Raw genomic sequence first — 15,721 nt, 5'->3', positions numbered from 1 at the left:
GGTGCATCCCCTGGGACGAGGAAACCCAGGCCATCTACCGACAGCAAGCCGCCAAACCCACATCGCGCGGCAAGCGAACAACCCCAACAACCGCAGGAGGTGCAGTATGAAACGACCGTCGGCGCGGTCGTCGACAACGGGGTCCGGGCCGTGCCACCCCTGGCTCGCCGCGGCGGCGACCCGCTCGGCGGCCGGGTCGGCTTCGTCGTCAGGCGACGTTTTTCAGGGCTGTGTCGATGTCGGTCGGCGGCAGGTCGAAGGTCTGCTCCGTGTGCGACGAGTCCAGTACGAACGGGCGCGTGAACTGGTAACGCGTGGTGCGCAGCTCACGGATCATCGGGGAGAACAGGCCCGCCGTCCAGAGCACGGCGTACGGCAGCTCCGACAGCCTCGCCCGCGGGAGGCCGTTCACCTCGGTGAAGCGGGCGGCCAGTTCGCGCACGGTCAGCGGCGGACTCGTCGGGACCAGCCACGCCTCGCCCCACGCGCGTTCCGTCGTCGCCGCCGTGACCAGAGTGCGGGCCACGTCCGTGATCGACGTCCAGCTGTGTGGGACGTCCAGCGGCGCCGGCGCGAACGTCCGCCTACCGGCACGCAGCGGCTTGCCGAGCGCGATCGTGAAGATCGAGTTCGCCTCGATGTAGTCGCTCGCCCGCACCTCCGTCGCGCGGATGCGGCCGGACTCGTGGGCCGCCAGCGCCGCGCGCCACATGTCCGCGCGGATCCGCAGCTTCGGGTGCGTCGCGGCCAGTGGCGTCTCGGTGGTGATCGGGCCGTCGACCTCGCCGTACCCGTACAGGGTGCTCGTCGTCGCGAGCACCGCTCCGCTGCGCTCGGCCGCCGTGAGCAGCGCGCCGGCCAGCGGCGGCCAGTCGGTCAGCCAGCGGTGGTACCGCGGGTTCGCGCAGTTGTACAGCGCCGCCGCACCATCGGCCAAAGCAGCCAGGCGGTCGGCGTTCGTCGCGTCCGCGGCCACGCGCTCGACGGCCGGGTGCGCCAGGCCGCCACCGCTGCGGGTGACGACTCTGACCCGCTCGCCGCGGTCGGCCAGCATCGTGGCCGCCGCGGTGCCGACCGGGCCCGCACCGACGATCACATGTAGCGCCATGGAAAGATCCCCTCTCTTGTTCGAGAGCACTGCTCTCGGTTCAGGTCAATAGTCACCCTGAGGACGCTCTCTGTCAAGAGCACTGCTCTCGAATGTGTGCGACAATCCGAACCATGGCAGAGCGAACCGCGGGATCCATCCGGGCGCGTGTGCGGGCCGAGATGGTCGAGGAGATCAAGAACATCGCGCGCGGGAAGCTCGGCGAGGACGGGGCCAACCTCTCGCTGCGGGCCGTCGCTCGCGACATGGGCATGGTCTCGTCCGCCATATACCGGTACTTCACGTGCCGCGACGAGCTGCTGACCGCGCTGATTCTGGACGCCTACAACTCGATGGGCGAGGCCGCCGAGGCGGCCGGCGCCGCGGTTCGGGACCGGGAGGACTATCTGGGCCGCTGGCTCGCCGTGGCGCACGCCATCCGCGACTGGGCGGTGGCCCGCCCGCACGAGTACGCGCTGATCTACGGCAGCCCGGTGCCCGGCTACGCCGCGCCGCGGGACACGGTCGAACCGTCGATCCGGCCGGTCGTCGTGCTCGGTGCGATCCTCGACGACGCGCACGCCGCCGGCCGGCTGAAGACGTCGCACCTCCTCCGGCCCGAGCCGGTGCTGCGGACGGAGCTCGGGCGCGTCAGGGACGTCGTCGCCCCGGGGATCAGCGAGGCGGTCACGGCGCGCGGCCTGATCGCGTGGACCGAGCTGTTCGGCGCGATCAGCTTCGAACTCTTCGGCCGGTTCAACAACACGATCACCGACCTCGAAGCCTGGTTCGACCACCAGGCCCGCGTCATGGCGGCGTTCCTGGGTCTGACCGGCTGACCGCCTCGCGCCCGCAGGCTCGCCTCCAGCATCCACATTGGACGGTGCGGTCGCCGTGGTGCTGATGCTCGGGGTCGTGTGCGGGCCAGTCAGCCCAGCATGGCCACCAGCAGGTAGCCGTTGCCCAGCGCCATCGTCGTCTCGGAGGTCGCGGTCAGGCGTGGCGCGCGCAGGACCGGCGGCGTCGCCGGTGGCCCGGTCCGCGCCCCGGTCCGTTGCGCGGGCCGCCAGTTCGTCCGGGCGACCAGTACCACGGCCATGACGACGAAGTACGCGACCAGCGCCCAGCCGACCACGGGCAGCGCGATGCCGGGCTCGAGGTGCCCGGCGAGCCACGGCGCGGAGTCGTGCCCGGCGTGGGGCATCGAGGCCAGCATGTACAGCATGGCCAGTGCCGCGACCGCGTGCTGCAAACCGGTGCCGTGCCAGCCCATGCCGTCCCGCGCGGGCGGTCCGGTGCGCCGCTGGTGCCACCACGCGCCGGCGAACCACGCCATGATCAACAGGAAGATCGTCTGCCAGCCGGCCGCCGGCAGCGGGCCACCGACCGGCGATGCCATCGCGGCCATGCCGAGGCCCATCAGCACATGCGCGACGTCAACGGCTCGATGCCGGCCGGGGTAGCCGGCCGGGACGCGGTGTGCGGCGGCGAGCCGGGCGACGCAGTACCCGGCTACCGCGAGGAACGCGGCGGTGCTGGCCCAGCGGAGCCAGACCTCGGTGCTCAACTGGCCGGCCGGAGCAGCCCGTCCAGGACCCCTTTCTTCGCGTCCTCCACGATGTTGGCGAGCTGGGCGACGCTCATCTGGATCCGCTGGCCGAAGTCATCGGTGATCTCGACGCGCTGGCTCGAGACGGCGTCGGGGTCGATCCACAGCGTCGGACATCCGCAGCTGCATTCGCCGCAGAACGAGGCGATTTGCTGCCGGTTGGGGCGAGTGTCCATTTTCTCCACCTGGCATTTTGGGATAGAGGCGCTCGAATTGAGATTGCCAGACGATCCGACAAAACGCCAGAGTGCAACCGAGCGATTACCCGTAGGTCAACAACGGGTGGTTCGTCACCGTGCGTGCTTGTCACGTGGCGTGACCGGACTCGTCGGTTTCCGGTGACCGCGGCCCAGGCTGGCCTGTGGCCCCGGCGCGGACCCTGCACTAGGTTTGTTTCCAAATCACAGGCCGGTAACTGCGAGGGGAATGCGGACGTGACGAGTCGCCCCGTGGTGTTGACTCTCCCGGCGTGGAGGCTGCGTCGGGATCACCGATGGTGACCATGTCTGCACCCGAGTCGACGACCGGCGCGGGGGCACGCAAGGTCCTGGGGAAACCGGCCTCCGCAGTGCGGCGCGCCCGCAGGTCGGCCGCGAGCACCCCGGGCCGGCTGTTCGTGATCGGCGTGGGACTCGTCGTGCTGGCGCTGCTGACCGGTATCACCGGTGTCGTTGCGCTGCAACAGAAGCAGGCCACGATCGACAACCTGATCGCGCACCGGGAGCCCGTCGCCGCCGCGTCCCAGCAGATCTACCGCTCGCTGTCCGACGCCGACGCGACCGCGGCCAGCGCGTTCCTCTCCGGCGGCACCCCGCCCGCCGCGCTGCGCGACCGCTACGAGCTCGACATCGCCCAGGCCGGCGCGAACCTGGCGAAGGCGTCCGCGGACGTCGCCGGGGTGCCGGAGGCCGAGGCGCAGGTCGACGAGCTGTCCCAGCAGCTGCCGGTCTACACCGGGCTCGTCGAGACCGCGCGGGCCTACAACCGGCAGGGCTACCCGGCCGGCGCGGCGTACCTGCGCGAGGCGTCCGGCCTGATGCGCGCGAAGCTGCTGCCGGCCGCGCAGGAGCTGTACTCCATCGACTTCAAGCGGCTCGCCGACGAGCAGCAGCAGGCCCGGTCGTTTCCCTGGACGACCGTCGGCCTGGTGCTCGCGCTGCTCGCCGCGCTGGTGGTCACCCAGATGTACCTCACCCGGCGCACGAACCGGCTGCTGAACGTGGGCCTGCTGGTCGCGACGATCGCGGTCGTCGTCGGCCTCGCTTGGGGCACCGTCGTGTTGCTGCTCGAGTCGAGCAAGGTCGCGAACGGGCACGACTCCGGCACCCGGCAGGTGGAGCTCGCGGTGCAGGCCCGGATCACCGCGCTGAAGATGCGCGCGAACGAGACGCTCACCCTGGTCGCGCGCGGCGACGGCGGCGAGTACGAGGCGGAGTGGAAGAACCTCGAGAAGGGCATCTCCGGTTCCGGCGAGGACAACCTGCTCGTGCGCGCGCGGGCGCTGGCCGAGAACGGCGACGTGCTCGATGCCGCGCGACGCGACGTCGACGAGTGGCTCGACGCGCACGGCAGGGTGCGCGAGCTCGACGACGGCGGCTCGTACCAGGAGGCCGTGGTGCTCGCGATCGGCGACGCGGAGGACGGCGCCGCGGCCGCGTTCAACGAGCTCGACGAGAACCTCCAGGGCGCGATCGACGACGGGCGCACGGTGTTCTTCGAGCAGACCAGCGCGGCGAGCAACGCGATGATCGCGTTGGTGCCCGGGGTGGCGGTACTGGCGCTGGTGGCCGCGGCCGGGGTGACAATGGGGATCAGGGAACGACTGCAGGAGTACCGGTGAGGCAACGAGGCTCGTTCGAGACAGGTTCGCGCCTGCCCAACAGGCCGCTGATCAGGCGTGTTTCGAACAAGCCTCGCAGGACGAACCGCGTCGCGGTGTTGGCGTTGCTGCTCGTCGGCGTGACTGGCTGCGCGGGCGGGGGCAAGCCGGTCGATCTGGCCACAGTGGACAGCGTGCAGCGGCCGGTCCCGGTCGGTGCGGAGGAGAACCCGGCACCGCCGTCGACATCGGCCGCGCCGGCCCCGAAGTGCGACCCGACGGAGAGCCTGCGCCCGCTCGACCCGTTGCCGGAGCCGGGCCGGATGCCGGCCGGCTCGACGATGAAGGCGATCCAGGACAGCGGCAAGCTGATCGCCGGGGTGGACCAGAACACGTTCCTGTTCGGCTTCCGCAACCCGACCACGAACCTGCTCGAAGGCTTTGACATCGACCGGGTGCGTGACATAGCGAGGGCGATCTTCGGGGACGAGAACAAGGTCCAGTTCAAGGTCGTCACGTCGGCCGGCCGCATCGACGCGCTCAAGAACAAGCAGGTGCACGTCGTCGTGCGCACGATGACCGCGACGTGTGCGCGCTGGCAGGACATCAACTTCTCGGCGATCTACTACCAGGCCGGCCAGCGGCTGCTGGTCGACCGCGCGTCGGACGTGACGAGCCTGGACCAGCTGGGCGGCAAGAAGGTGTGTGCCGCCAAGGGATCCACGTCGATCAAGACCATCGCCGAGCACGAGGCGGACCCCGTCCCGGTGCAGGTCGACAACTGGTCGGACTGTCTGGTCATGCTGCAGCAGGATCAGGTCGAGGCGATGTCCACGGATGACACGATTCTGTCCGGGATGGTCGCGCAGGACCCGAACGTGAAGATGGCCGGCCCACGGTTCACGCAGGAGCCGTACGGGATCGGGATTCCCAAGGAGAACGAGGACATGGTTCGGTTCGTCAACGGGGTGCTGGAGCAGTCCGTGGCGAGTGGCTCGTGGGCGCGCAGCTACGACCGGTGGCTCGGGCGCACCGGCGAGCCGCGCCCGAAGCCGCCGGCGCCGAGGTACCGGGACTGAGGTGGAGGATGGCCAACTGCCCGCGGCCGGGCTGCACCGGTGAGGTGGTGAACGGCAACTGCCAACTGTGCGGCATCGCCGTCGCGACCCCGGCCGACCAGGAGGCCGAGCGGCTGCGGCAGGTCGCCGAGGAGCAGGCGACGAGGCTGCGGCAGGTGGCTGGATCGGCGTCGAGTAGCGGGTGGTTCCGGGCCGTTGAGCGGCCTGGCGGGTCTGGGGCTGGCGGGTCTGCGGCTGGCGGGTCTGCGGTCGGCGGGTCTGGGGCCGGCGGCTCTGGCACTGGTGGTTCTGGTGCCGGCTCCCCGTCTGGCTCTGGTTCGAGTGGCTCTGGTTCGGGTGGCTCTGGTTCGGGTGGCTCGGGTTCGGGTGGCTCGGGTTCGGGTGGTTCTGGTTCCGGTGGTGTGCATCGGAAGCCGGAATCGCCTGTCGTGGGTTCTTCGCCGGGGGCGGTGAGGTCGTCGGATCGGTCGGAGTCGGGTGGAGTCGGGCAGGCTGGTTCCACGGCGGCCGCGTCGGGTTCGGCGGTGGCCGGGTCTGGGGAGTCTGGGAAGCCGGTGCGGCCGGCGGAGCGTGCGGGGTTGCCGGAGGCCGAGAGGTCGGCAGAGGTCGCGAAGTCTGCGGTGCCCGCGGAGTCGGCGGAGCATGGGAGGGCCGCGGAGCGTGCGGCGGGGCGGCCGCTGCGTTGGCGCGCGAGTCGGGCTCTGCCGTGGGAGACGGCTGGGGAATCGGCTGCTGGCGATCGGTCCAGCCAGGTGGTCGGGAGCCAGGCGCCGGGCAATCAGGCGCCGGCCAACCAGCCTGCGGGAAACCAGGTGTCGAGCAACCAGGTGGTGGGCGACCCAACTTCGGACCATCCAGTGTCGGACAACCCGACATCGGGCGACCCGGCGGGCGACCCGGTGTCGGGCAACCATGCGGGTAACACGGTGTCGAGCAATCCGTTGGGCGATCCGGCGTTGGGTGACCCGGTGACGGGTGATCCGGTGACGGGTGATCCGGTGACGGGTGATCCGGTGACGGGTGATCCGGTGACGGGTGATCCGGCGGCGGGTGATCCGGCGGCGGGTGATCCGGCGGCGGGTGATCCGGCGGCGGGTGATCCGGCGGCGGGTGATCCGGTGACGGGTGATCCGGCGGCGGGTGATCCGGCGGCGGGCAGTCTGGTGTCGGGTAAGTCCGGCGGCCGGCACCACGCCGAGCCGGAGCGGCCGGGCAGCGAGGCGCCGTCGACGGGGCGGTCATCAGTGGGGCAGCCATCGGCCGGGCGGGCGTCGGCCGAGGCGGCTGGTGGGCAGGTGCCGGCGGGGCAGGTGGCGGGTGAGGCTTTCGGTGCGCCGGCGTCTCCGGGCGGGCCGGCGATAGTGGCGCCGCCTGGGCAGGGCGGGGCGCAACAGCGGACATCTCAGCTGGGCCAGGCGCCGTCGGTTCAGGCCGGGCAGGCCGGGCGGTCGGGCCAGGGGGAGCGCATGGGTCAGGAGCAGTTGGGGCAGTCGGGGCTGCCCGGGCAGGTGCCGTTGAGCCAGCCCGCACAGCAGGGCCGGGCCGCGTCGGGCGAGGAGCCGCCGGGTCAAGGGCAGCCGGATCACGGGCTGCCGGAGCTTGGGCAGGCGGGTCACGGGCAGGCCGGGCCGGTTGGGCCGGCGAGTCTTGGGCAGGCCGGGCCGGGGTCGCAGGTCGGACCTCCGCACGGGCAGCCGGGGTCGGCTTGGCAGGCGCCGCCGGGGTGGCAGCAGGGCCAGCAGTACGTGCAGGGCCACCAGGTCGGACATGGGCAGCCACCCGGACCGGGTGGGCAGCCGCCCGGACCGGGTGGGCAGCCGCCCGGACCGGGTGGGCAGCCGCCTGGACCGGGTGGGCAGGCCCACGGGCAGGGTGGGCAGGCGCCTGGATCGGGTGGGCAGGCGCACGGGCAGCCGGCCGGGCAGGCAGGGCAAGCCGGGAGCCAATGGGGTGTCCAAGCGGGACAGTCCACTGTGGCCGCACCGGGGCAGCAGGGAGTCCCGTTGTGGACGCCCGGCATTCCCATGCCACCGGTCGCGCCCCGCCAGCCCGGTGCGATGCCGCCTACCGCGCTCTCCGACGACGATCCGCAGCCGACCAGCGCCCTCGAGGAAACCCCGGAGACCCTCAGTATCGAGCCGCCCCCGGGTGAGAAGCCACCCCAGTCTCAGCACGACGACGAAGGGCCGGCCACCGCGATCGCCAGGCCGGAGAGCACCGGCGAAGGTCCGCACGGCACCGGATCCAGCTCCGGCCCCACCGGGCGGCGAACCTCCTCCCGCGCCTCCGGCCGCGGACGGCTCGGGGCGGGGCTCGTCGAGGTTCCCGTCGTACCGGTCAAGGATCCGGCCTCCGCCGTGCTCGAGGATCCCGCGGTCGGCGAGAACAAGCGCTTCTGCTCCAACTGCGGCGCGGAGGTCGGCCGCGGCAAGGACGGCGAGCCCGGGGAAACCGAGGGCGAGTGCGCCGACTGCGGCACGCCGTTCAACTTCCGGCCCCGGCTGGTCCGCGGCGACCTCGTCGGCGGCCAGTACGAGGTCCTCGGCTGCCTCGCCTACGGCGGTCTCGGCTGGATCTACCTCGCCAAGGACCACAACGTCTCCGACCGGTGGGTCGTGCTCAAGGGCATGATCGACACCGGGGACACGACCTCGATGGCGTCCGCCGTGGCGGAGCGGCGGTTCCTGGCCGAGGTCGAGCATCCGAACGTCGTCCGCATCTACAACTTCGTCCAGCACCCCGACCCCACGACGGGCAACCTCGCGGGCTACATCGTCATGGAGTACGTCGGCGGCCAGTCGCTGCGCCAGCTCGCCCTCTCCCACCACCGCGAGACCGGCCGCGCAGACCCGCTGCCCATCGGGCAGGTCATCGCCTACGGCCTGGAGATCCTGCCGGCCATCGGCTACCTGCACAGCATCGACATGCTGTACTGCGACCTCAAGCCGGACAACGTGATCCAGTCCGGCGAGCAGCTCAAGCTGATCGACCTCGGCGCGGTGCGCAGGACCGACGACTACGAGAGCCCGCTGTTCTTCACCCTCGGCTACAGCGCCCCCGAGCTCGCCACCGAAGGCGCGACCATCGCCTCCGACATCTTCACCGTCGGCCGCACGCTGGCCGTACTCTCCATCGAGTTCGGCGGCTACACCAGCCGGCACAAGTACAGCCTGCCCGGCCCGGACGAGGAGCCCCTCTTCGCGCTCTTCGGCTCGTACTACCGCGTCCTCAAGCGCGCGACCCACGAGAACCCAGCGCTGCGCTTCACCTCCGCCGAGGAGATGGCCGACCAGCTCACCGGCGTGCTGCGCGAGGTCATGGCGCTCGGCACCGGGCGCCCCCGGCCGGGCCCGTCGACCGTCTTCGCCATGGAGACGCGGACTTTCGGGTCCGGGCTGGTCGTCGGCGAGGGGAGCTCGCTGCCCTCGCCCGACCCGCTCGGGGTCGCCTCGATCCTGCCGCTGCCGATGGTCGACACCGGCGACCACGCGGCCAGCACGCTCGCGAGCATCACCGCCGCCGAGCCGGCCGAGCTGGTCGCCGCGCTGGCCTCGGCACCGCAGGACTCCATCGAGGTGCGGCTGCGGATGGTGCGCGCCCGGCTGGAGCTGGGCGACCTGCGGGCCGCGGCCGCGGAGCTCGAGGCCGCCCGGCGGCTGGTCACCGACCCGGCCGACTGGCGGCCGGACTGGTACCAGGGCCTCATCGCGATCGCCACCCGGCGGCCGGCCGACGCGACCGCGGCGTTCGAGAAGGTCTACGACGCGGTGCCCGGCGAGATCCCGCCGAAGCTCGCGCTCGCGATCAGCGCCGAGTACAGCGGCAACTACTTCGCGGCCGCCCGCCACTACGAGCTCGTGTGGCGCACGGACCGCTCGTGGGTGAGCGCCGCGTTCGGCCTCGCCCGGGTGTACCTCGCGCAGGGCGGCCGGGTGAGCGCGATCGAGGTGCTCGAGGCCGTGCCGGACACGTCCAGCCACCACGTCGCCGCGCAGGTCGCCGCCATCAAGATCAAGACGCGGCCGGACACGGGCGTGTCGGTCGGCGAGCACGACCTGCACGACGCGGCCCGCCGGCTGGAGCGGCTGGCGCTGGACGCCGAGCGCCGCACGACGCTGTCCGCCGAGGTGCTGGAGGCGGCGTACGGCTGGGTGTGCGCGGGGCGGCCGGGCGCTGCGGCCGCGGGCTCGGACGCGCGGATGGTGCTGGGCTACCGGCTCGCGGAGCGGGAGCTGCGGTTCGGGCTGGAGCGCTGCTACCGCGCGCTGGCCCGGCTGGCGAGCACGCCGGAGCAACGCCACGAGCTGGTCGACAAGGCCAACACGATTCGCCCGCGCACGCTCACCTGAACATCTCGCGCGCGGTCATTCGTTGTGCAGGACCGCCGCGATCGGGATCCGGCCCGCGCCGCGGGCGGGGATCACCGCACCGAGCACGGCGATCGCGATCCCGGCCAGCGCCAGCAGGACGAGCAGCGGCGCGCGGTAGACGTCCATGACGAAGTCGAGGACGTCGGACCCGGCGGCCCGCATCATCGCCGGGCCGATCAGCCGGTGCGCGGCGAGTCCGAGCGGCAGGCCGAGCAGCCCGCCGACCACGCCGAGCGCACCCATGGACGTCACCATCATCACCGTGACCTGCCGCGGCGTCATCCCGATCGACTTGAGCATGCCGAGGTCGCGGCGGCGCTCGCGGGCGTTGAGCACGACAGTGTTGAAGACGCCGAGTGCCGCGACCGCACCCAGCACGATGGTCAGGATCGTGGCAGAGCTGATGATGACCACGGCCTGGGACGAGGTGCCCGCGCGCATCGGCTCGGCCCGCAGCCCCGGGTCCCCGGCCTGGACGGCGTCCACATAGGACTGTTGGTCGGTGCCGGGCTCGAGCTGGACCTGGTAGGAGTCGGCACGGGCGTCCGGCGCGATCGCCGAGAGCGCGTCCCAGTCGGCGAAGAACTCGCCGGCGCTGTTGGTCACCGTGATGCCGACGATCCGCAGCCGGCTGCGCTGCCCGTCCCGCTCCACGGTGACGGTGTCGCCGACCTCGAGCCCGCGCTGGTTCAGGAACCGCGACGACGCGGCCAGCTCCCCGGCCCCCTCCGGCCAGTGTCCACCGAGGACTCGAGGGGTGAGGTCGGCGGTGTCTCCCCGGTAGAAGCGGCCCGCGACGTGTTCCCGCCCACCGACCAGGTGGACCGGCTGCGTCGCCACCGCCACCATCCCGTCCGTCATCGGCTGCGTGCTCGGCACCGCCCTCGGCGACGTCGTCGCGCGGCCGCTGCTGGAGGAGACGTTCGAAGGTTTCGGCGGTACCGGCGTCACGATCGACCTCTGGGTGCACGCCGTGGCGGTCCGACCTGTCGCCGCAGCCCAACCTGCGCCGGCTGAGCCCGCTCATCGACCGCATCGCGTTCGCGGGGCTGCCGGTGGAGGTTCGCATCTCCGGCGAGCCCCGGCCGCTACCGTCCGGTGTGGACCTGACCGCGTACCGGATCATCCAGGAGGCGCTGACCAACGCGCTCAAGCACGGCGACGGGCGGCAGGCGGAGGTGACGGTGCGGTACACGGATCACTACCTGCGGATCGAGGTGGTCAACAGCGGCCCCAGCGTGCTGTCCGGTGGCCGGGCCCCCGCGCCGTCCGGTGAGGGGCTCGGTCTGCTCGGGCTGCGGCAGCGGGTGGCGGTCTTCGGCGGCGACCTGGACGCGCGGCGCCGGCTCGGCGGCGGGTACCGGGTCCGCGCGCGGATCCCGCTGGCACGGCCATGACGGGAACCGAGCCGCGCGTGGTCATCGCCGACGACCAGGCCCTCGTGCGAACCGGCTTCCGCATGATCCTCACCTCGGGCGGCATCGACGTCGTGGGCGAGGCCGCGGACGGCGCCGAGGCGGTGGCGGCGGTACGTGAGCTGCGGCCGGACGTCGTGCTCATGGACGTCCGCATGCCGAACCTGGACGGTCTGCAGGCCACGCGCCGGATCCTGGCGGAGTCCCCACGCTGCCGCGTGCTGATGCTGACGACGTTCGACCTCGACCGCTACGTGTACGCCGCGCTCGCCGCCGGCGCCAGCGGCTTCCTGCTCAAGGACGTCACCCCAGAGCACCTCGTCGCCGCCGTGCGCCTGGTCGACACGGGCGACGCGCTGCTCGCGCCGTCGATCACCCGCCGGCTCGTGGCGCGCTTCGCCTCGGGCGACCACGACCGGGAGCCCGCGGCGCCGGCCATCCACCGTGACCTCACCGCGCTGACACCCCGGGAGCGGGAGGTCCTGACCCTGCTGGGCCGTGGCCGGTCCAACGCCGAGCTCGCCGAGGAGCTGACGCTGAGCGAGGCGACGGTCAAGACGCACGTGGCCCGCATCTTCGCCAAGCTCGCCCTCCGCGACCGCGCGCAGGCCGTCGTCCTCGCCTACGAGACCGGGCTCGTCGCGCCCGGTGACCCGGCCGCGGGCTCGCCCTGTTGAGCGGGCCGGTGCTCAGCCGGTCTCCGGGCGCAGCTCGACGATGGAGATGTCCGGAGGGGCGCCGACGCGCACCGGCGGTCCCCAGTAGCCCACGCCACGCGTGACGTAGAGCCACGTGTCGTCCACTTTGGACAGCCCGGCCAGGGAGGGCTGGGCGGCCGCGACGACGTGGTGGAACGGGTACAGCTGGCCGCCGTGCGTGTGGCCGGACAGCTGCAGGTCGACGCCGCGCGACGCGGCGTCGGCGACCTGCACCGGCTGGTGGGCGAGCAGCACGACGGGACGGTCGGCGGTGCGGCCGGCCAGCGCGCGGTCGAAGTCCGGGCCATCGCCCCGGGAGCGGCCGTTCACGTCGGTCACGCCGGCCACGTCGATGGTCCCCCCGCCACGGGTGATCGACGTCCGTTCGTTGCGCAGCGTCTGTATGCCCAGCCCCTCCAGCTCGCGCACCCAGCCGTCCGGGTCGACGAAGTACTCGTGGTTGCCGGTCACGAAGAAGCTGCCCTCGCGCGGTGCGAGGTCGGCGAGTGGTGCGGCGGCCGGGCCCAGGTCGGCGACCGACCCGTCGGCCAGGTCGCCGACGATCGCGACCAGGTCCGGCGACGCCTCGTTGATCATCCGCACGATCCGCTCGGTGTGCGACCGGCGAATGAGCGCGCTCAGGTGGATGTCGCTGACCACCGCGATCCGGAAGCCGGCCAGCGACGGGTCGAGCCGGCGCAGCGTGACCGGCACCCGCAGCAGGTCCGGCGGGCCGAGCGCGCTCCCCAGACCGACCCCGACCAACGACGCCGACGTGGCGCCGGCCAGCAGCGCCACACCGCGGGCGAGGAACAGCCGCCGGCTCGGGTCGGGGACGGTGCGGGCCGTGTCGACCGCGTCGGCACCGTCGGCACCGTCCATGGCGGTGGGATTGGCCGGGTCGACCGGGGCCGGTGGCTCGGTCGAGGTCGCGGCGGTCGCCTCCAGCGGGCGGCGGCGCACCCAGCCGCGCAGCGCGAGCCGCGGCAGCTCCAGCAGCAGCGTCACCACGAACAGGTAGAACAGCGCCGCGAACCAGATGTACCCGGGCCACGCGAACCACTGCGCCACGGTCGGGGACGCCTCCCGGCCCAGCGTCAGGGTCGCGAACACCAGCAGCGCCAGCAGCACGGTCGTCACCGTCGCCACCCGCCGCGCCCGGCCTCGCCGCGTCGTGTCCTTGACGAGTCGCTTCCACAGGTACCAGTGCATCAGCGCGAACAGTGCGCCGAGGATCACGCCGAACATCGGGCTCCTAGGGATTGATGTCGAAGCGGCGTTCCCGCAGCAGTCCGGGATCCTCGGCGACGGCCCGGACCTCCTCCGCACGCCCGTGTTCGATGAAGTGGCTGAACTCGACGACGACGAACAGTACCCGGGCGCGCAGCGCGAGCGGCCCGTCCGGAGCGTCGAGCCGGCCGTCGGCGCTCGCGTACACCTTCCGTCCGGCGATCCCGTCCAGCGTGCCGACGATGTGCAGGGTCGAGCCGACCGGCACGGGCCGCAGGAAGTCGGTCTCCAGCTTCCCGGTCACCGCGGGCCGGCGCAGCAGGTGACCGACGGTCGTGCCCAGCGCCTCGTCGAACGCGCAGGCCAGCAGGCCGCCGTGGGCCAGGCCGGGCGCGCCCTGGTGGGCCTCGGTGACCGTGAACTGGGCGAGGATCGCGTGGTCGGCGCCCATCTCGGTCTGCAGGTGCAGCCCGTGCTCGACCTGGTCGCCGCAGCCGAAGCAGTAGGCGTAGTGCGGGCCGAGCTTGCTGCCGGGCGGGGGTGCGTCCGGGTGCCGGTCCGGATGCTCGACCTCGACCGGAGGCCACGGCGGGGGTACTCGACTCACGTGCCCAGCGTAGTTCGGGCCCGGTGTTGCCCGGATGAGTCGTCCCCGTGTCCCGCTGAGCAGCCGGTCTGTGACGGGCCCGGGGCACGGCGCTGCAATGGGTACGGGTCGAGGAGGTGCGACATCGAACAGGAACGTCCGCGGCGGGCCGCCGACGAGAACGTCCCTTCGGTGCTGGACGTGGTGACACCGGCACTGGAACGCTCGTCGGCGCTGGCCGACGAGCTCGCCCAGCTGCTGGTGCCGGCGCGCTTGTTCAGCTGAGTCACGATTGTGACCAGCTGTGCACACCGCGCTGGATTCAGTGGCCGAGTAACGTCACCATGACCAGGCTGATGGGCAACAGGCAGGTACCCGGGGTGGAGGAATTAGGTCCATGGCGCGCGAACGGGTGGACGGCTTCATGGAGGCGAAGCGGCTGTCCGAGGAGCACGAACGGGTCAGGCCCCGTAGGACGGGGCCGGACATCCATGCCGGGCAACAACAGCTGCACGGCGCGTCCGGCCAGAACATGGACGGCATCGCGGCCAACTTCGACCAGCTCAACTTCCTCAACGGCCAGCTGCAGGCGCTGCGTGACGAGCTGACCGGGCACCTGAGCACCGCCGGCCGGCTGGCCGAGCCGCTGAGCGACGGCACGAGCCCGGTCACCGGGCCGATGCGCAAGGCGTTCCTCCAGCGCGCCGACGCGGAGGAGGGCGTCGCGGGCGTTCTGACCCAGTACCTGCGGGAGCTGGACGCGGTCAAGCTCGCGATCACGAGCACGCTGAACACCTACCGCGGGGTCGACGGGGATGCGGCGGCCCGCTTCGACCAGGTCGCGAACCAGGAGGACGCGGACTGATGAACGACCTGCCCGACGACTTCGACCGCAACCGCCTCCGCGAGACCTGGACCGAGCGGCACCCTCGCTCCAACAAGGCCGAGAGGCGCCTCGAGAGGCGGCGGAGGGTGCGCAAGCGCAACCGCAAGCCCGGGCACTTCGGCAAGGCCAACTGGGAGGCCTACCAGCACTTCGAGCTCTACAACATGATCATGAAGGCCGAGCCGAAGCAGATGTACCGGCGCGCGGAGGAGTGGAAGGCGCTCTCGAACGCCATCGAGGACACCACCGCGAAGGTCCAGAAGGTCGTGGAGCAGGTCATGGGGGTCTGGCAGGGCCAGGCCGCCGTGAACGCGGGCGCCTCCACCACCAGGCTCATGCAGTGGGCCGGCACCGCGAGCCACACCGCGGGCAAGGTCGCCGCGAACATGTCGGACTACACCGACGCGGTCTCCACCGCGCAGCGACACATGCCACCCCCGGGCTTCGCCACCGCCGAGCGGAACTTCCGCGACGGCTACACGGTCATGACCACCGGCGGCCCGGCGGACGCCGTCTTCCTCAAGCAGCTGACCTCCGACGGCATGGTCAGCCACCAGGAGGCGCGCGCCCGCAAGGCCGAGGCCGTCGCGGTCATGGAGGGATACGAGTCGCAGAGCAAGTCCGTGCACGACGGGATGCCGCACTTCACCGACCACGAGACGCCGATCCAGCCGCAGCCGGACTACACGCCGACCCCGGACCCGCCCGCCGGCGGCACGGGCGGCGGCTCCGGTACCCCCGGCGTCCCGCCGGCCGGCTCCGGCGTGCCCGCAGGCAACGGCTCGACGACGGCCGCCGGCTTCGTCGACTCGTTCGGCCCGGGCACCGGACCCGGTGGTGGTCCGCAGGGCCAGACGACCTTCGGCGGCCCGGGCAGCCTCAACAGCGGCGGCGGCGACGCGGTCCGCGGCGGTGCCGGGTTCGGCGCCGGCGGCCCCGGCG

At 72.3% G+C, this 15,721-nt stretch carries 15 protein-coding genes; 8 read left to right on the top strand and 7 right to left on the bottom strand.

Going from position 1 to position 15,721, the window contains the following annotated elements; genetic code table 11:
* Positions 1–208 precede the first annotated feature (208 nt).
* Positions 209–1,108 (bottom strand): NAD-dependent epimerase/dehydratase family protein, encoded by a 900-nt coding sequence (locus ACRDTB_RS32215; RefSeq protein ID WP_431435973.1) that lies wholly within the window; start codon positions 1,106–1,108, stop codon positions 209–211.
* A 113-nt stretch (positions 1,109–1,221) separates the two neighbouring features.
* Between ACRDTB_RS32215 and ACRDTB_RS32210 the strand changes: the two genes are divergently transcribed.
* On the top strand, positions 1,222–1,926 hold the full coding sequence (locus tag ACRDTB_RS32210; protein WP_431435972.1) for a TetR/AcrR family transcriptional regulator: 705 nt from the start codon (positions 1,222–1,224) through the stop codon (positions 1,924–1,926).
* 89 nt (positions 1,927–2,015) lie between these two features.
* On the opposite strand, the gene ACRDTB_RS32205 is transcribed toward ACRDTB_RS32210, so the two are convergent.
* The gene (locus ACRDTB_RS32205; protein ID WP_431435971.1) at positions 2,016–2,654 is read right to left on the bottom strand and encodes a DUF5134 domain-containing protein; all 639 of its coding nucleotides are present in this window, start codon (positions 2,652–2,654) and stop codon (positions 2,016–2,018) included.
* Positions 2,651–2,872, bottom strand: a complete 222-nt coding sequence (locus ACRDTB_RS32200; RefSeq protein ID WP_431435970.1) for a hypothetical protein — start codon at positions 2,870–2,872, stop codon at positions 2,651–2,653. The genes ACRDTB_RS32205 and ACRDTB_RS32200 overlap by 4 nt, the downstream gene beginning before the upstream one ends.
* Before the next feature lie 317 nt (positions 2,873–3,189).
* Here ACRDTB_RS32200 and ACRDTB_RS32195 point away from each other — a divergent pair, with 317 nt between their 5' ends.
* Together ACRDTB_RS32195 and ACRDTB_RS32190 are read left to right on the top strand one after the other, a co-directional pair.
* Positions 3,190–4,536, top strand: a complete 1,347-nt coding sequence (locus ACRDTB_RS32195; RefSeq protein ID WP_431435969.1) for a hypothetical protein — start codon at positions 3,190–3,192, stop codon at positions 4,534–4,536.
* 95 nt (positions 4,537–4,631) lie between these two features.
* A complete protein-coding gene (locus ACRDTB_RS32190; RefSeq protein WP_431435968.1) occupies positions 4,632–5,594 on the top strand; it encodes a glutamate ABC transporter substrate-binding protein in 963 nt (320 codons plus the stop codon).
* A gap of 1,241 nt (positions 5,595–6,835) precedes the next feature.
* Here the strand turns inward: ACRDTB_RS32190 and ACRDTB_RS32185 are convergent.
* Positions 6,836–7,552, bottom strand: a complete 717-nt coding sequence (locus ACRDTB_RS32185) for a hypothetical protein (protein ID WP_431435967.1) — start codon at positions 7,550–7,552, stop codon at positions 6,836–6,838.
* A gap of 66 nt (positions 7,553–7,618) precedes the next feature.
* Between ACRDTB_RS32185 and ACRDTB_RS32180 the strand changes: the two genes are divergently transcribed.
* Positions 7,619–9,943 carry a tetratricopeptide repeat protein gene (locus tag ACRDTB_RS32180; protein ID WP_431435974.1) on the top strand — a complete coding sequence of 775 codons (2,325 nt, stop codon included), beginning with the start codon at positions 7,619–7,621 and terminating at the stop codon, positions 9,941–9,943.
* Between the two features lie 15 nt (positions 9,944–9,958).
* Here ACRDTB_RS32180 and ACRDTB_RS32175 read toward each other — a convergent pair whose 3' ends face one another.
* Positions 9,959–10,825, bottom strand: coding sequence for an ABC transporter permease (locus ACRDTB_RS32175; protein WP_431435966.1), 867 nt, complete (start codon positions 10,823–10,825; stop codon positions 9,959–9,961).
* Positions 10,826–11,019: 194 nt separating this feature from the next.
* On the opposite strand from ACRDTB_RS32175, the gene ACRDTB_RS32170 reads away from it, so the two are divergent.
* Positions 11,020–11,361, top strand: a complete 342-nt coding sequence (locus ACRDTB_RS32170) for a sensor histidine kinase (RefSeq protein ID WP_431435965.1) — start codon at positions 11,020–11,022, stop codon at positions 11,359–11,361.
* Positions 11,358–12,056 (top strand): response regulator, encoded by a 699-nt coding sequence (locus tag ACRDTB_RS32165; RefSeq protein ID WP_431435964.1) that lies wholly within the window; start codon positions 11,358–11,360, stop codon positions 12,054–12,056. The genes ACRDTB_RS32170 and ACRDTB_RS32165 overlap by 4 nt, the downstream gene beginning before the upstream one ends.
* A 12-nt stretch (positions 12,057–12,068) precedes the next feature.
* Here the strand turns inward: ACRDTB_RS32165 and ACRDTB_RS32160 are convergent, their stop codons facing one another.
* Positions 12,069–13,325, bottom strand: coding sequence for a metallophosphoesterase (locus ACRDTB_RS32160; RefSeq protein WP_431435963.1), 1,257 nt, complete (start codon positions 13,323–13,325; stop codon positions 12,069–12,071).
* A 7-nt stretch (positions 13,326–13,332) separates the two neighbouring features.
* The gene (locus ACRDTB_RS32155) at positions 13,333–13,914 is read right to left on the bottom strand and encodes a PaaI family thioesterase (protein ID WP_431435962.1); all 582 of its coding nucleotides are present in this window, start codon (positions 13,912–13,914) and stop codon (positions 13,333–13,335) included.
* 376 nt (positions 13,915–14,290) lie between these two features.
* On the opposite strand from ACRDTB_RS32155, the gene ACRDTB_RS32150 reads away from it, so the two are divergent.
* Both ACRDTB_RS32150 and ACRDTB_RS32145 read left to right on the top strand, forming a co-directional pair.
* Positions 14,291–14,758, top strand: coding sequence for a hypothetical protein (locus ACRDTB_RS32150; protein WP_431435961.1), 468 nt, complete (start codon positions 14,291–14,293; stop codon positions 14,756–14,758).
* The coding region (locus ACRDTB_RS32145; protein WP_431435960.1) for a PPE domain-containing protein at positions 14,758–15,721 on the top strand (964 nt) is incomplete at its 3' end. The genes ACRDTB_RS32150 and ACRDTB_RS32145, both read left to right, overlap by 1 nt.

Origin of the sequence: Actinophytocola sp. (genome assembly GCF_050699935.1) — a bacterium.
In the GTDB taxonomy this organism is placed as follows: Bacteria; Actinomycetota; Actinomycetes; order Mycobacteriales; family Pseudonocardiaceae; genus Actinophytocola.
Note: the sequence above shows the minus strand (reverse complement) of the source record. Positions and strands in the feature narration are given on the sequence as shown.

What these genes read in the sequence shown, in the direction of transcription:
- ACRDTB_RS32215 (WP_431435973.1), bottom strand. Translation starts at nt 1,108, where the DNA reads ATGGCGCTACATGTGATCGTCGGTGCGGGCCCGGTCGGCACCGCGGCG.
- ACRDTB_RS32210 (WP_431435972.1), top strand. Translation starts at nt 1,222, where the DNA reads ATGGCAGAGCGAACCGCGGGATCCATCCGGGCGCGTGTGCGGGCCGAG.
- ACRDTB_RS32200 (WP_431435970.1), bottom strand. Translation starts at nt 2,872, where the DNA reads ATGGACACTCGCCCCAACCGGCAGCAAATCGCCTCGTTCTGCGGCGAA.
- ACRDTB_RS32195 (WP_431435969.1), top strand. Translation starts at nt 3,190, where the DNA reads ATGGTGACCATGTCTGCACCCGAGTCGACGACCGGCGCGGGGGCACGC.
- ACRDTB_RS32180 (WP_431435974.1), top strand. Translation starts at nt 7,619, where the DNA reads ATGCCACCGGTCGCGCCCCGCCAGCCCGGTGCGATGCCGCCTACCGCG.
- ACRDTB_RS32175 (WP_431435966.1), bottom strand. Translation starts at nt 10,825, where the DNA reads ATGACGGACGGGATGGTGGCGGTGGCGACGCAGCCGGTCCACCTGGTC.
- ACRDTB_RS32165 (WP_431435964.1), top strand. Translation starts at nt 11,358, where the DNA reads ATGACGGGAACCGAGCCGCGCGTGGTCATCGCCGACGACCAGGCCCTC.
- ACRDTB_RS32160 (WP_431435963.1), bottom strand. Translation starts at nt 13,325, where the DNA reads ATGTTCGGCGTGATCCTCGGCGCACTGTTCGCGCTGATGCACTGGTAC.
- ACRDTB_RS32150 (WP_431435961.1), top strand. Translation starts at nt 14,291, where the DNA reads ATGGCGCGCGAACGGGTGGACGGCTTCATGGAGGCGAAGCGGCTGTCC.